At 63.5% G+C, this 14,715-nt stretch carries 15 protein-coding genes; 7 read left to right on the plus strand and 8 right to left on the minus strand.

The window, feature by feature from the left end:
• Positions 1–32 precede the first annotated feature (32 nt).
• Positions 33–677: a class I SAM-dependent methyltransferase gene (locus KJP30_RS09715; RefSeq protein ID WP_246594454.1), complete on the plus strand. Its 645-nt coding sequence runs from the start codon at positions 33–35 to the stop codon at positions 675–677.
• Between the two features lie 3 nt (positions 678–680).
• On the opposite strand, the gene KJP30_RS09720 is transcribed toward KJP30_RS09715, so the two are convergent.
• A complete protein-coding gene (locus KJP30_RS09720; protein ID WP_218448940.1) occupies positions 681–1,568 on the minus strand; it encodes a LysR family transcriptional regulator in 888 nt (295 codons plus the stop codon).
• A 112-nt stretch (positions 1,569–1,680) separates the two neighbouring features.
• Here KJP30_RS09720 and KJP30_RS09725 point away from each other — a divergent pair, with 112 nt between their 5' ends.
• The 4 genes from KJP30_RS09725 to KJP30_RS09740 are packed head-to-tail and all read left to right on the plus strand — an operon-like array spanning position 1,681 to position 4,652.
• Positions 1,681–2,436 carry a class II aldolase and adducin N-terminal domain-containing protein gene (locus KJP30_RS09725; RefSeq protein WP_218448941.1) on the plus strand — a complete coding sequence of 252 codons (756 nt, stop codon included), beginning with the start codon at positions 1,681–1,683 and terminating at the stop codon, positions 2,434–2,436.
• A gap of 3 nt (positions 2,437–2,439) precedes the next feature.
• Positions 2,440–3,468 (plus strand): fatty acid desaturase, encoded by a 1,029-nt coding sequence (locus KJP30_RS09730; RefSeq protein WP_218448942.1) that lies wholly within the window; start codon positions 2,440–2,442, stop codon positions 3,466–3,468.
• A gap of 1 nt (position 3,469) precedes the next feature.
• A complete protein-coding gene (locus tag KJP30_RS09735; RefSeq protein ID WP_218448943.1) occupies positions 3,470–4,318 on the plus strand; it encodes a 3-methyl-2-oxobutanoate hydroxymethyltransferase in 849 nt (282 codons plus the stop codon).
• Positions 4,319–4,337: 19 nt separating this feature from the next.
• The gene (locus KJP30_RS09740) at positions 4,338–4,652 is read left to right on the plus strand and encodes a non-heme iron oxygenase ferredoxin subunit (protein ID WP_218448944.1); all 315 of its coding nucleotides are present in this window, start codon (positions 4,338–4,340) and stop codon (positions 4,650–4,652) included.
• Here KJP30_RS09740 and gloA2 read toward each other — a convergent pair.
• The 7 genes from gloA2 to uraH all read right to left on the minus strand — a co-directional run bounded on the left by gloA2 (position 4,649) and on the right by uraH (position 12,653).
• Positions 4,649–5,071: an SMU1112c/YaeR family gloxylase I-like metalloprotein gene (gene gloA2, locus KJP30_RS09745; RefSeq protein ID WP_218448945.1), complete on the minus strand. Its 423-nt coding sequence runs from the start codon at positions 5,069–5,071 to the stop codon at positions 4,649–4,651. The two genes, KJP30_RS09740 and gloA2, sit on opposite strands and share 4 nt — an antisense overlap.
• Positions 5,072–5,165: 94 nt before the next feature.
• On the minus strand, positions 5,166–8,159 hold the full coding sequence (locus tag KJP30_RS09750) for an error-prone DNA polymerase (RefSeq protein ID WP_218448946.1): 2,994 nt from the start codon (positions 8,157–8,159) through the stop codon (positions 5,166–5,168).
• 165 nt (positions 8,160–8,324) lie between these two features.
• The gene (locus KJP30_RS09755) at positions 8,325–9,509 is read right to left on the minus strand and encodes an amino acid aminotransferase (protein ID WP_218448947.1); all 1,185 of its coding nucleotides are present in this window, start codon (positions 9,507–9,509) and stop codon (positions 8,325–8,327) included.
• Between the two features lie 12 nt (positions 9,510–9,521).
• Positions 9,522–10,379, minus strand: coding sequence for a 3-mercaptopyruvate sulfurtransferase (gene sseA, locus KJP30_RS09760; RefSeq protein WP_218448948.1), 858 nt, complete (start codon positions 10,377–10,379; stop codon positions 9,522–9,524).
• 66 nt (positions 10,380–10,445) lie between these two features.
• Positions 10,446–11,705, minus strand: a complete 1,260-nt coding sequence (locus KJP30_RS09765) for an alpha/beta fold hydrolase (protein WP_218448949.1) — start codon at positions 11,703–11,705, stop codon at positions 10,446–10,448.
• Between the two features lie 67 nt (positions 11,706–11,772).
• The gene (gene smpB / locus KJP30_RS09770) at positions 11,773–12,249 is read right to left on the minus strand and encodes an SsrA-binding protein SmpB (protein WP_218448950.1); all 477 of its coding nucleotides are present in this window, start codon (positions 12,247–12,249) and stop codon (positions 11,773–11,775) included.
• Positions 12,250–12,296: 47 nt separating this feature from the next.
• On the minus strand, positions 12,297–12,653 hold the full coding sequence (uraH, locus tag KJP30_RS09775; RefSeq protein WP_218448951.1) for a hydroxyisourate hydrolase: 357 nt from the start codon (positions 12,651–12,653) through the stop codon (positions 12,297–12,299).
• A gap of 89 nt (positions 12,654–12,742) precedes the next feature.
• Here uraH and puuE point away from each other — a divergent pair, with 89 nt between their 5' ends.
• Positions 12,743–14,155 carry an allantoinase PuuE gene (gene puuE / locus KJP30_RS09780; protein ID WP_218448952.1) on the plus strand — a complete coding sequence of 471 codons (1,413 nt, stop codon included), beginning with the start codon at positions 12,743–12,745 and terminating at the stop codon, positions 14,153–14,155.
• A 29-nt stretch (positions 14,156–14,184) separates the two neighbouring features.
• Positions 14,185–14,694, plus strand: a complete 510-nt coding sequence (locus tag KJP30_RS09785; RefSeq protein WP_218448953.1) for an ureidoglycolate lyase — start codon at positions 14,185–14,187, stop codon at positions 14,692–14,694.
• The last annotated feature ends 21 nt before the right edge of the window (positions 14,695–14,715 follow it).

Raw genomic sequence — 14,715 nt, forward strand, 5'->3', positions numbered from 1 at the left:
CGGCAATCCCTTTCTGAGCGTCTGCACCGTATATGCCGACCAGGTCAGGCGAATGGAGCGCAGAGATGACGGCGGCGGCTTTCTGGGACGGGATTGCAGAGAAATACTCAAGACAACCGATCAGCAACATCGAGGCCTATGAGGCCACATTAAAGCGGGTGCGGCATTGGCTGCGACCCGAGATGTCGGTGTTGGAAATCGGCTGCGGCACCGGGTCGACGGCGTTGAAACTGGCAGATGGGGTGGCCCGATATCTTGGCACCGACCTGTCCGGTGAAATGGTGCGGATCGGCAATGAAAAAGCCGCCGATGTCGACCATGTCTCGTTTCAGGTGGCCGCGGCCGAGGACGCCGGAGCGGGCCAGCGGTTCGAAGCGGTGCTGGCCTTCAACCTGCTGCATCTGGTGGAGGATCCGGCACGGGTGATGGGGCATGTGCGCAGTCTGCTGCCCGAAGGCGGGCTATTCATTTCCAAGACACCCTGCCTTGGTGGCAAACCCTGGTTCCGCCCGCTGATCTGGATCCTGCAAAAGATCGGCAAGGCCCCCGGCCCGGTTCATTCGTTGCGTCCGGCCCAGATCGAAGCTGCACTAAAGGCCTCCGGGTTCGAGATCGTCGAAACCGGCGGCTATCCGCGAAAACTGCCCAACTGGCTGGTGGTGGCCCGGGCGATCTGAGCCTCAGCCCCCTGCCTGAAATGCGGCCAGTTCGGCCCGCAGCCAGCCCTCGAAAGCGCGCGAGGCCGGCGTGGCGGCATGATCGGCAGGCGGAAGCAGAAAATACGCCTCTGTCAGGTCGGGGCAGTGATCGAAGGGCCGCACAAGGCGTCCGTCCGCCAGCATATCCCCGGCCAGCGTATCGTGCGCCATGGCCATGCCCGCCCCGTGTTTGGCGGCTTCGATGGCGATCACGAACGTGGAGGTCAGCATAACGCTGCCCTCACGATCAAAGGGTTTGCCCTGTGACGTGAACCACGCGCCCCACGTCCCCGTCAGCCCGGCGCAATCCATCAAAACGGCCTCATCGGGATTGGGGCGCCCCTCCTGAAAGGTTGGGGCACAGACCGGGAAAAACCTTTCCTGCGTCAGACGTTCGGCGGCGGCCGACATATCCTCGGGGCGCCCGAAACGGATCTCCATCGCCGCATTGGCCGAGTGACGCTCGGGATCCCAGATCGGCGTCACGATATTCAGAACAAGCCACGGATGTTGTCGCAGCAGACGGGACAGCCGCGGTGCCAGCCAGATCACCGAAAACGCCATGTTGCATTGAAGGATCAGGTGCCGCCCCCGGTCCCCCCCGGTGAAGGCACGTGTGCCGCTGGCCAGCAGGTCGAAGGCTTCGCGCAGCACCGGCAGATAGTTTGCCCCCGCTTCGGTCAGGTCAATGGCGCGCGTCCGCCGGACAAATAGTTCCCGCCCGAGAAAAGCCTCAAGACTGCGGACGTGCTGGCTGACCGCCGATTGGGTCAGGTTCAGCTCTGCCGCCGCCCGCGTGAACGACAGGTGCCGGGCGCTGGCCTCGAAGGCCCGCAGCCAGGTCAGGGGAGGCAAACCATCGGTCGTCATCGCATATATCATCCATGCATAAGCTTGTTTAATGTATAGGCGCGGAATCCATCGTTTGTCAGGTTTTCTGCCGCCAATTATCCCTTTGGCAGTCAAAAAGGGAGGCGGCGTCATGCTGGACAGACACGGACAGGAAAATCTTACCTTCTGGGACGAACGCGTGGACATGGCCGCGGCCTTTCGCTGGACCGCGCGGTTGAACATGCACGAGGCGGTGGCCAATCACTTCAGCCTCGCGGTCAATCCCGAAGGCACCCGGTTTCTTATGAATCCGAACCAGCGTCATTTCGCACGGATCAAGGCTTCGGACCTGTTGCTGCTGGACGCAAATGATCCGACGACAATGCAGCGCCCCGGTGCGCCCGATCCCACCGCGTGGGGGTTGCACGGGTCCATCCACCGGCTGTGCCCGCACGCCCGCTGTGTCATGCATGTGCATTCGATCCACGCCACCGTTCTGGCCAGTCTTGCAGACAGCAGCCTACCGCCGATCGACCAGAACACCGCCACATTTTACAACCGGGTGGTGATCGACGACGCCTTTGGCGGGCTGGCCTTCGAAGAGGAGGGCATGCGCTGTGCCGGGATGCTGACCGACCCCAAGAAAAAGGTCATGGTCATGGGCAACCACGGCGTGCTGGTGATCGGGGACAGCGTCGCGGACACGTTCAACCGCCTCTACTATTTCGAACGCGCGGCCGAAACCTATATCCGCGCGCTTCAGACCGGCAAACCTCTGCGCGTGCTACCCGCTGAAATCGCAGAAAAAACCGCGCAGGAGCTTGAGGATTACCCCGATCAGGCTGAACACCATCTGGCCGAGCTGAAAGCAATCCTCGACGACGAAGGCCTCAACTACGCGAGCTGACCCATGCCCGATTACCAGCCCACAAATGCCGCGTCTTCCGGTGTCAAACTCGACAAGAAGACCCTCAAGACCATCGCCGCGCGCAGCGACCGCCCCGGGGTGATCTGGCTGGCGCAATGGACCGTAGCCCTGATCGTCACCGGATCGCTGGTCTGGATCTTGATCGGGTCGCCCTGGGTCTGGCCCGCGATGATGCTGCACGGCATCTTTCTGTCGGTGCCAGCCTATTCCGCCAGCCACGAAACCGCACATGGGACGGCCTTTCGCACCCGTTGGCTGAACGAAGCCGTGCTGTGGGTCACATCCCTGATCTACATGGAAGAGCCGCTGCACCGGCGGTATACGCACACCAATCACCACACCCATACCTGGCACGTGGGCAAAGACAGCCAGATGCCTTTCGACACGCCGATGGGCTTTGGCGGCTGGCTGGCCGAGATCACAGGCTTTGCGCTGTTGCGCTTTCACCTTCAGGTTTTCTGGCACCTGTCCATCGGTCACTACACCGACACCATGCGCATGGTCACACCCGAGCAGGAATTCCCCAAGATGACCCGAAATGCCCGGATCATGGTGGCGATCTATCTTGTCGTCCTGCTGGCCCCGGCGGTCGGCATCTGGTGGCCGCTGTGGCTGATTGTTCTGCCCAGAATCCTTGGTGCGCCGATCATGTTGCTGTTCACGCTGATCCAGCACGTCGAGTTACAGGAAAACTCTCCTTCGATCCTTGAAAGCACGCGGTCGTTCCGCACCGGGCCGCTGGCCGCATTCCTGTACATGAACATGAACAACCACGTGGAACACCATCTGTATCCGCAGGTCCCCTTTCACGCGTTGCCGCAACTGGCCGAAGCGGTGAAGGATCAGGTGCCCGCCCCGGACAACGGCTTTTTCCGCAGCAACTGGGAGGTTGCCGTGGTGGTGCTGCGCCGGTCCATCGGGTTGTCGACCAAGGCGCCCACGCTGCGGCAAGCTCCGCACATGATCACAGAGGGCGGCCCGGTCAAGCGCATTGCGCAGAGGACGATGTAGGATGAAACGCATCTATGATTTCAGCCGCAAACCGGCCACCCGCAACTATACCATTGCAGACCTGAAGGCGTTGAAGGGATCCGGGCGCAAGCTGTCCATGGCAAACCCGGCAGACAACGACCAGATCCGCGCCTGCGTCGAAGCCGGGATTGACCTCTTTGTTGTTGGCACCGACCAGATGGAGGACCTGCGGCGGCTGGCCCCGTCGCATTTCGCCGGGGCAGGATCGACATGGGCGCAATTCGGATCTGATGACGACATCGTGGCCCATGCCTTCGAGGCGATGCGGCGCGGTGCGGACATGTATTACACGCTGCGGTCCTTCGATGTGATGGAACGCATGGCGCGCGAGGGCATCCCCGTACAAAGCCACATCGGCCTGATCCCCACGTTCAGCCACCATTGCGGCGGGTTGCGCGCCTTTGGCCGTACCGCCGCCGAAGCCATGCAGATCTGGGAAACGCTGAAGCGGATGGAAGACGTGGGCGTTTTTGCCGTCGAGGCGGAATGCATCGCCGAGGAAGTCCTGCAAGCCGTGAACGAAAAAACCGCTGTCGTGACTTTTTCTCTGGGGTCCGGGCCGCATGGAGATGCGATCTTTTCCTTCGTTGCCGACGTCTGCGGCGAGGCCAGCGAAGAGGAAAAGCCCCCCAAACATGCCCATGCCTTTGGCAACGTGGGGCGTCTGCACCGGCAGATCCATGAGGAACGCGTTGCGGCCTTGGCGACCTTTCACAACGAGGTGGCGGGCGGGACCTTTCCCTATGCCCGAACCAATATCGGCATGTTGCCGAACCAAGAGGAGATGTTCCTCGAAGCGCTCGACAAATGGGTTCCGGCCCACCGCTGACCGAAGGAAGGAAAGACATATGGGGAATTGGATCGACGCCTGTGCCACGACGGACGTGGACGACGAAGACCTGATCGCATGGGAGTACGCGGGACGGTCCTACGCGATTTACAACACGGAAAAAGGGTTCTTTGCCTCGGACCTGATGTGCACGCATGAAGAGCAGAGCCTTGAGGACGGCATGGTCATCGACTGTGTAATCGAATGCCCCCTGCATGGCGGCCGCTTTGACATTTGCACGGGCAAAGCACTGTCTTCACCGGCCTCGGTCGATCTGAGGACTTACCCCGTCAGGATCGAAGGCGGTCGCGTCCTTGTCGACCTGCCCGGCTAGGCCGGGTGCCGCTCCGGCGCGGCAAAGGGCACCGATTCATAAAGCTCCAGCGGCAGGTCATCCGGGTCGCGGAAAAAAGTGAACCGGTGCCCGGTGTATTCATCGACGCGCAGATCTTCGACCGGCACGCCGGCCGCTGTCAGGCCCGCCATGGTCGCCTCGATATCATCGACCGTAAAGGCAAGGTGGCGCAGGCCCTGCGCCTCGGGCCGCGATGGCCGCCGGGGCGGTTCGGGAAATGAGAAAAGCTCGATCTGCGCACCGTTCGGCAGGGCAAGGTCCAGCTTCCATGACTGCCGCTCGGCCCGGTAGTTTTCGGCCAGAACCGTCAGGCCAAGCGTGTCCACATAGAAAGTTTTGGAGCGTTGATAATCGGAACAGATGATCGCCGCGTGGTGGATTGCCTTCAGACCTGCCATTCCCCGATCCTCCTGTTCGCCTGCGCGCCCCTTGTAGCGATACAAGACAAACCGCGCGGCAACATCAAGCCATGGCCGCACAACCGATCCGCATTCATCGCCGCCCAACCGGGCTGGGCAGATCCCGCGGATGCTGTCCCCGGTTGCGCGCCAGTTCGGCGCGCAGGTCAGCCGGAGAGGAATCGCCCGCCGAGGGCACGCCCTGCCCGGCCTCCGGCGTCAGGATATGCCGCAACAGGGCCACCGGATGCGCACGCAGGGTCAAACGCATGGCGACGTAATCCTCGACCACCTGTTCGCCTTCGCTCATCTGGGGCAGCGCGGCGGCCACCTCAGAGATCGCCTCGCCATCCAGATCGCGGGCGAAAAGGGGCAGTTCGCCGCCCTTGTTCAGCGCCTTGGCCTCCCACAGCGCCTCGCGCCGGGCAAGGCCGAGGGCGGCAAAGGCATCGGCCTCGGCCAGCCGTTCCAGCACCCTGGGGGCCAACCCCGCGCGGCGCCAGACATCCGCCACCCGCGTATAACCGTTGCCGCGCGCGGTGGTCAGCCAGGTGGCGTCCTCCTCACCCAGCCCCTTGATCTGGCGGAACCCCAGCCGCAGCGCCAGCCCGCCGCGGCCGTCCGGCTCCATCACGTTGTCCCAGTAGCTGGCGTTGACGCAGACGGGCCGCACCATGACCCCGTGTTCACGCGCATCGCGCACGATCTGTGAAGGCGCGTAAAAGCCCATGGGCTGCGAGTTCAGCAGCGCACAGGCAAAAATCCCCGGGTGATGGCATTTCAACCAGGCCGAGGCATAGACCAGCAGGGCAAAGCTGGCGGCGTGGCTTTCCGGGAACCCGTAAGAGCCAAAGCCCTCGATCTGGCTGAAACAGCGTTCGGCAAAGTCGCGGTCATAGCCCTTGGCCGCCATGCCGCGCAGGAACAGGCTGCGGAATTCGCTGACATTGCCGTGTTTCTTGAAGGTCGCCAGCGAACGGCGCAGGCGGTCGGCCTGTTCCGGGGTGAATCCCGCGCCGACGATGGCGATCTGCATGGCCTGTTCCTGAAACAGCGGCACGCCCAGCGTCTTGCCCAGCACCTCTCCCAACTCGTCCGAGGGGAATTCGACGCGTTCCTCGCCGTTGCGGCGGCGGATATAGGGGTGGACCATGTCGCCCTGGATCGGACCGGGCCGAATGATGGCGACCTCGATCACCAGATCATAGAAGGACCGCGGTCGCATCCGGGGCAGAAAGTTCATCTGCGCACGGGATTCCACCTGGAAGACGCCGACACTGTCCGCCTTGCAGAGCATGTCATAGACCTCCGGATCTTCGGGCGGCAGGGTGGCCAGCGTGTGCCGGGCGCCGTGATGCCGCGCCACAAGGTCAAAGGCCTTGCGGATGCAGGTGAGCATCCCGAGGCTCAGCACATCCACCTTGAGAATGCCCAACGCGTCGATGTCATCCTTGTCCCAGCAGATGACGGTGCGCCCCTCCATCGCGGCGTTTTCAACCGGCACCAGCTCGTCCAGCCGCCCCTCGGTGATGATGAAGCCCCCCACGTGCTGCGACAGGTGGCGGGGAAAGCCGATGATCTCGTAGATCAGCTCCATCGTCAGTTGCAGGCGGCGGTCGTCCGGATCGAGACCGATCTCCGCCATACGCTGACGCTCCAACCCTTTGGTGGAAAAGAACCCCCACAACTGCGAGGACAGCGCCCCGATGGTGTCCTGGCTCAGGCCCATGGCGGCGCCCACCTCGCGGATGGCGCGTTTGCCGCGATAGTGGATCACGGTGGCGCAAAGACCCGCGCGATGGCGACCGTAGGTCTCGTAGATGTGCTGGATCACCTCCTCGCGCCGCTCATGTTCGAAATCGACGTCGATGTCGGGCGGCTCATCCCGCGCCTCGCTGACAAAGCGTTCGAACACCATGGTGCCGATCTCGGGACTGACCGAGGTGACGCCAAGGCAATAGCAGACCACCGAATTGGCGGCGGAACCGCGCCCCTGGCACAGGATCCCGCGAGACCGGGCAAAGGCCACGATGTCACGCACGGTCAGGAAATAGGGCTCAAACTTCAGCTTGGCGATCAGCGTCAGCTCATGCGCCAGCAGGCGCTGCACCTTCTCCGGCGCGCCATGCGGATAGCGCCAGCGCAACCCCTCATGCGCCAGCCGCGACAGGCGCGCCTGCGCCGTTTCGCCCTGCGCAATCTCCGACGGGTATTCATACCGCAACGAAGCAATGTCAAAGCTACAGCGCGCGGCCAGCGCGATGGCCCGGTCCACCGCCTCGGCATGACGCCCCAAAAGGCGACGCATCTCGCCTTCGCTGCGCAACCGCTGCTCACCATTGGCCAGCGCCGAACGGCCCAGCCGGTCAACCCGCGTGCCAAGACGAATGGCGGTCAGCACATCCGCCAGCCGCCGCCGCCGCCCATGATGCATGACCGGCAAGGCGGTGGCCACGGTGGGCAGGTCCAGCTCTCTGGCCAGCCGCACCAATGCATCGATCCGCTGCCCGTCCTCACCGTCATACGACGGTGCCAGCGCCAGATGCATCCGCCCGCGATGCGCCGTCAACAGGCCCGCCACGTGACGCCGCCACCCCGCATCCATCCGCCCCGGCACCTGCAGGATAAACTCCAGCCCCTCCGCCGCATCGGGCAGATCCGACAGGGACAGGTGACAGGATCCCTTCTCCGCCCGCCGCCGTCCGGCGGTCAGCATCCGGCACAAAAGCGCCCACCCCCCGCGTGAGGCCGCCAGCGCAACCATCTCCACCCCTTCGGTGAACACCAGCCGCGCGGCAGGGATCAACCGGGGCACATTGCGAACCGGCGCCCGTGGCGGGTCGGGCAGGCCCGGCGGCGCAGGCGGCCCGATCACGCCCCCCTCAGCCTCCAACCGCTCCAGTTCCGCCACCTGCCGCGCGATCTCGCGGCCCGCCGTATGCGCCCGCACGATCCCCGCAACCGAATTCACATCCGCCACGGCAATCGCCGCCAGCCCCGCAAGCGCGGCCCGCTCCATGTATTCCTCCGGATGCGAGGCCCCGGTCAGGAAGGTGAAATTCGAGGTGATACAAAGCTCGGCGAACATGCGGGACAATATATTCCCGTTTTGTTCTCATTTCGAGTCCGTGAAAGACCCCACCCCGGCTTCTTCTTGGCCAAAATACTCCCGCCGGAGGCAGGCCCGTGGCCACCGCCAAAGGCGGGTGCCACGGAAAACAAGCGCGGGCCCCAAAGGGCCCGCTCATCTGGATCAGACGCCGGATTTCACGATGGCTTCGGCCAGGATCGGCACCGTCTCGGCATTCAGCCCGGCGATGTTCATCCGCGAATCGCCCACCATATAGACACCGTGATCGCGGCGCAGGGCCTCGACCTGCTCCGGGTCGGCGCCAAGGCGCGAGAACATGCCGCGGTGCTGCGCCAGGAAACCGAAACGGTCCGATCCCGACAGGCGCTGCAATTCGCCGGCCAGTTGCTCGCGCAGACCCAACATGCCGTTGCGCATCTCTTCCAGTTCCGCCTGCCAATCGGCACGCAGCGCGTCGTCGGTCAGCACCATGGTCACCAGCCGCGCGCCATGGTCCGGCGGGAAGGAAAAGTTCTGCCGGTTGAGATAGTTCAGCGTTCCCTGGTTCAGCTTTTTCGCGCCACCGTCCTGTGCCACCGCCATCAACAGGCCAGTACGCTCACGGTAGATGCCAAAGTTCTTCGAACAGGAGGCCGCGATCAGGCATTCCGGCACCGACGAGGCGATCAGGCGCACCGCAGCCGCATCTTCTTCCAACCCGTCACCAAAACCCTGGTAGGCGATATCGACCATGGGCGTCGCGCCGGTCTTGAGCAGCAGGTCGATCAGCGCCTGCCACTGGGTCAGGTTCAGGTTGGCGCCGGTCGGGTTGTGGCAGCAGCCATGCACCAGAACGATGTCACCCGGCCCGGCCTGTGCCAGATCCGCCATCATGCCATCGAAATTGACGCCCCGCGTTTCGCTGTCGAAATAGCGGTACATCACGGTCTCGATGCCCATGTGTTTGAGGATCGACAGGTGGTTGGGCCATGTCGGATCGCTGACAAAGACGCGCGCCTTGGGATTGGCCATCTTGACCATGTCAAAGGCCTGACGCACGGCGCCGGTGCCGCCCGGGGTCGCTGCCGCGGCCACATTGTCGCGCGCCACCGCATCCCCCAGCACCAGCGCGATCATCGCATCGGAAAAGCCGGGATCGCCCGCAAGGCCGGTATAGGCCTTGGTCTGTTCCGCTTCCCAGAGTTTCTGCTCGGCCGCCTTGATCGCGCGCATGATCGGCGTATTCCCCGAGGCATCCTTGTAGACGCCGACACCGAGGTCGATCTTGGCCTCGCGCGGGTCCTCGCGGAAGGCCTGCATCAGCATCAGGATCTTGTCGGCGGGTTGTTCCTTGATGGTCTCGAACATCTCTGTCTCCGGTTATTCGGCGCCCGTGGCGACGGGCAGCGTCGGGAAGGCACCCCATTCCGCCCAGGAACCGTCGTAAAGTGAATGGTCGCTCTTGCCCATGCGCTGCATGGCAAGGCTCAGGATCGCGGCGGTCACGCCCGATCCGCAGGTGGTGATCGCCGGTTTCGACAGGTCCACCCCGGCGGCCTCGAAAACCGCGCGCAGGCTGTCATTGTCCTTCAGCGTGCCGTCCCCGGTCAGCAGGTCGCGGTAGTAGACATTCTTCGACCCCGGGATATGGCCGGACCGCAGCCCCTCGCGCGGCTCCGGCGCCTCGCCCGCAAAGCGCGAGGGCGACCTTGCGTCTATCACCTCGGTGTTCTTCAGCTTGGTCGCGGCGGACACCTGGGTCACATCGCGCACCAGATGCGCCTGACGGCGGACGGTCATGTGCCGGTCGCGCACGATCGGATCCATGTCCTCGACCTCGCGGCCCTCGGCCTGCCACTTGGCAAAGCCGCCGTCCAGCACGGCGATGTCATCCTTGCCCATCAGCTTGAACAGCCACCAGACCCGCGCGGCGGAAAAGATCCCCGCACCGTCGTAGACCACAACCTGATGTCCGTCGCCCACGCCCATCGCGCGCATCCGCGACATGAACTTTTCCGGCGGCGGGGCCATGTGCGGCAGGTCCGACCGGGCATCGGAAATCTCGTCGATGTCGAAGTAGCGCGCCCCCGGGATATGCGCGGCGGTGTATTCCGCGCGACCGTCCCGCCCCATATCGGGCAGATACCAGCTGGCATCCAGCACCCGCAGGTCGGGATCGTTCAGGTGTTTTGCCAGCCACTCGGTCGAGACGAGCGTCTTGGGATCGTCGACGAACATGGTGCCCCCTCAGCGGTCAATCCCCCCGTGCTTAGGCAAGAGGGGAGCGGCTTGCAAGCGCAGACCTCAGCGGGTGTGGCGCAGAAAGAAGGCTTCGACCATGTCCAGCGCCATGTTCCGTTCCCGGTCCCGCTCCTTGTAGATCTCGTGGAAAGCGCCGTTGATCGCAGAGAACTGGCAGACATAGCCCTTGTCCGCGGCAAGGCTGGCCGCATTCAGATCGTCGCAAAAAGCCGCGTGGCGGGAAAGGTCCGGGGTCGCTTCAAGAAAGCGCGCGTATTGACGATAGGCACGAAGATCGCGGGTACCGCTCAGCAGCATCACCGGCACATGCACCATCCGCGACAAGTTTTTATCCCGCCGAATTTCCCGCAAATAGCGCACGGACTCGCGCGCCCAAAGCGTGGTCGACCCGCCGATCTGCGGCCCCTCCCAATGCTCGCCCGCATATTCCCTCGCGCGGATCCCGGACCAGTCGAACGCATCCCACATGCGGGTGCGCAGGTCATATCGCGCCCGGCTTTGCGTCATCATCGACTCGCAGCCCGGTTTGAAACTGCGCGTGCAGCTTTCATAGGCTCCGAAGGTCCGCTCCGAGGCGTAACCCCGGCATTTCCCCGCATCCCAAATCCAGGCGACGTCGCACCGCCACCATCCCTGAAGGGCAACGCCGGTTTCCGAATAGATCCGCAGGTTCAGCCAACTGGCCGGTTTATCGGTAAAGCTGATGTAGTTCACATGGATCATGGCGCTGACCAGAACCGCCGCGTCAAACGGGTTGTCCGCACCAAGCTTTTGAAAGTACCCCGCCGCAATCGCTCCGCCCATGGAATTCGATGTCAGGTACAGCGGGGCATCCGGCACGCCCAGTGCCACAAGATCCTCCTGAACCGCCTCGACGAAAACCGCGAAATCCCGCAGGTAATCGTCGAAATCCTCGACGTGGCTCTTGTCGACATCCGGCAGCAGGCGCGGCGACAACCCCTGCCCCCGGTGATCGACCACGTAAACCGGGCCAAATCCACGTGCGATGAAATCCAACGCGGTCTCGGCATATTCATAAGAAGGCTCGCTGCGGCCGGGGGATATGACGATCGCCCCCTTCGCCCCGGGCACACAGCCAAAGCGGCTATAGCGCAGACGGTAGCCATCTCCCGGCATTTCCAGAACGCGCCGTTCCCAGCCGGGCGCGGCATTGGCCGCAGCGCAATCCGCATCCGCGCGCAAATAGGCGGTCACCGTTTCCAGCACATCGGTTTCATCCAGCGCGGCCACCGGGGCCGCCACCAGCATCATCAGCCCGATCAAGGCCCGTTTCAGGATCATGGGGAACGTCCTCTCTTGCGTGCCAAAGGATCTGCGAACCAATGGGCCGTTCAAGAGGTCAAGACGCTCAGCCGCCTTGTTTCAGCAACCGCTGTTTCTGCCGGTTCCAGTCGCGCTTGGCCTCGGTCTCGCGTTTGTCGACGTTCTTTTTGCCCTTGGCGATGCCGATCTTGATCTTGGCGATACCCTTGTGGTTGAAATACATCACCAGAGGCACAAGCGTCATACCCTTGCGCTGGGTCTCATTCCACAGGCGTGCCAATTCCCGCTTGGAGCACAAGAGTTTGCGGCGCCGCCGCTCTTCGTGGCCGAACATGGCGCGTTCGTAGGGGGCGATATAGCTGTTGACCAGCCACAGTTCGCCGTCCTCCACCGCCGCATAGCTTTCGGCGATGTTGGATGTGTTCTCACGCAGGGATTTCACCTCGGACCCGCTCAGCACGACGCCACATTCAAGATCATCCTCGATGGCATAGTCAAAGCGTGCGCGCCGGTTTTCGGCGATCACCTTGTAGTTCGGATTGCTGTCGGGTTTCTTGGCCATGGTGCGCCTAGATAGTCACTCACACCCGGCCTGTCCAGTTCCGCGCCTCAACTGCCGCGATAGGTCGAATAGCCATAGGGCGACAGCAGCAACGGCACATGGTAATGCGCCTCTTCGCTCATCCCGAAACGGATCGGCACCTGATCCAGAAACAGCGGATCAACGCCCGCCTGCCCGCTGGCACGCAGGTAATCGCCAGCACAGAAGATCAGCTCGTAACTGCCGGTTTTGAACTTGTCGGCGGGCAGGATCGGCGCATCGGTGCGCCCGTCGGCATTGGTCACCGCCTCGGCGATCTTGCGATGCGAATTGCCGGATACACGATACAGCATGATCCTGATGCCCTCCGCGGGGCAGCCCCGTGCCGTGTCCAGCACATGTGTCGTCAGAAAACCGTCGCTCATCGCTCTGCCCTTTCGCCGTGCCGCGGGGTTGACATTGGCGCCTGCCCGCAGTGGCTCTATGACAGAGGCAAAGCCAAAGGCAGGTCAAGATGAACCGTTACCCCCGCGACATGATTGGCCACGGCCCCAACCGCCCCGATCCGCAATGGCCCGGCGGCGCAAGGATCGCCGTGCAATTTGTTCTGAACTACGAAGAAGGCGGCGAAAACAACCTTCTGCATGGCGATGCCGGGTCCGAGGGGTTTCTATCCGACATCCCCGGTGCCGCCCCTTGGCCGGGGCAACGCCATTGGAACATGGAATCGATCTATGAATACGGCGCCCGTGCCGGGTTCTGGCGTCTGCACCGGCTGTTTACCGGCGCGGATATCCCGGTGACGATCTACGGCGTCGCCACGGCACTGGCGCGGTCCCCCGAACAGGTCGAGGCGATGAAAGAGGCCAGCTGGGAAATCGCCAGCCACGGGTTGAAGTGGATCGAACACCGCGACATGCCCGAGGACGAAGAGCGCGCCCAGATCGCAGAGGCCATCGCCCTGCACACCGAGGTGGTCGGAGAGCCGCCGCGCGGCTGGTACACCGGGCGCTGCTCGATGAACACGGTGCGCCTGACCGCCGAAACCGAGCAATTCGCCTATGTTTCGGACACCTATGACGACGACCTGCCTTATTGGCGCAAGATCGGAGATCATCATCAACTGGTGATCCCATACACGCTGGAGGCCAATGACATGCGCTTTGCGGGTGCTCCGGGCTGGGTCACCGGGCAGGATTTCGGCCAATACCTGATCGACGCTTTCGACACTCTTTATGCTGAAGGCATGCAGGGACGCCCGGCGATGATGAGCGTCGGGCTGCATTGCCGCCTGATCGGCCGCCCCGGCAAAATTGCCGGTCTGGAACGTTTCCTGAACCATATCGCCGCGCACCCCGGCGTCTGGACACCGACCCGCTTGCAAATCGCCGAACATTGGGCCGCCACACATCCGCCAACCACCGAAGAACGCCCCTCGCAGATGGACCGCGACAGGTTCGTGGCCCGTTTCGGCGGCGTCTACGAACACAGCCCATGGGTGGCGGAACGCGCATGGGACATGGAACTGGGCCCCGCCCATGACCGCCCTGCCGGTTTGTCCAATGCACTGGCCCGCGCATTCCGCCGCGCCACACCCGAAGAGCGGCTGGCCGTCCTGCGCGCCCACCCCGACCTTGCCGGGAAACTGGCCGCCGCCAAGCGCCTGACCGCAGACAGCACCGCCGAACAGGCCAGTGCCGGTCTGGATGCGCTGACCGATGAAGAACGCGCCCGCTTTACCGACCTGAACAGCGCCTACACCGAAAAACACGGCCACCCCTTTATCATCGCCGTGCGTGACCACGACAAACAAGGCATCCTTGATGCCTTCACACGCCGCCTGGAAAACGACAGCGCCCAAGAATTCGACGAGGCTTGCCGGCAGGTCGAACGCATTGCGCGCCTGCGGCTGGACGCGCTTCTGTGACGTCTCTTTCAACGAAGGCCGAAAGCCCCATGACCCAGATCACCACCCAACCACTGACCCCGGCCGCCTTTGCCCCGTTCGGCGAGGTGCTGGAGGTCTCCGGCCCGCCGGACAAGCTGATCAACGCGGGCAAATGCGGGCGGCATCACGATCTGGCGCAGTTGGATTTCGGCCCCGGCGGCCGCGCCGGGATCAGCCTGTTCGACGCCGAACCGCGCAGCCTGCCCTACCGGCTGGACCTTGTCGAACGCCACCCGGAAGGCAGTCAGGCCTTTTTGCCGATGCACCGTAATCCATGGCTGGTGATCGTGGCCGAACCGGGCGACACGCCCGGACCGATCCACGCCTTTCTGGCGGCCCCCGGACAGGGGGTGAATTTTCACCGGGGCACATGGCACGGAGTGCTGACGCCTCTTTCTGCGCCGGGGTTGTTCGCGGTCATCGACCGGATCGGCGAGACCGCCAACCTCGAAGAGGTCACGCTGGATCCGGCAGTCGAAATCGTATTGCCCCAAGCGCAAATGCGAAGGGACCCCTGACGAGATCCCTTCTGACACCGG

The sequence above is a fragment of the Antarctobacter sediminis genome (assembly GCF_019218285.1).
Lineage (GTDB): Bacteria > Pseudomonadota > Alphaproteobacteria > Rhodobacterales > Rhodobacteraceae > Antarctobacter > Antarctobacter sediminis.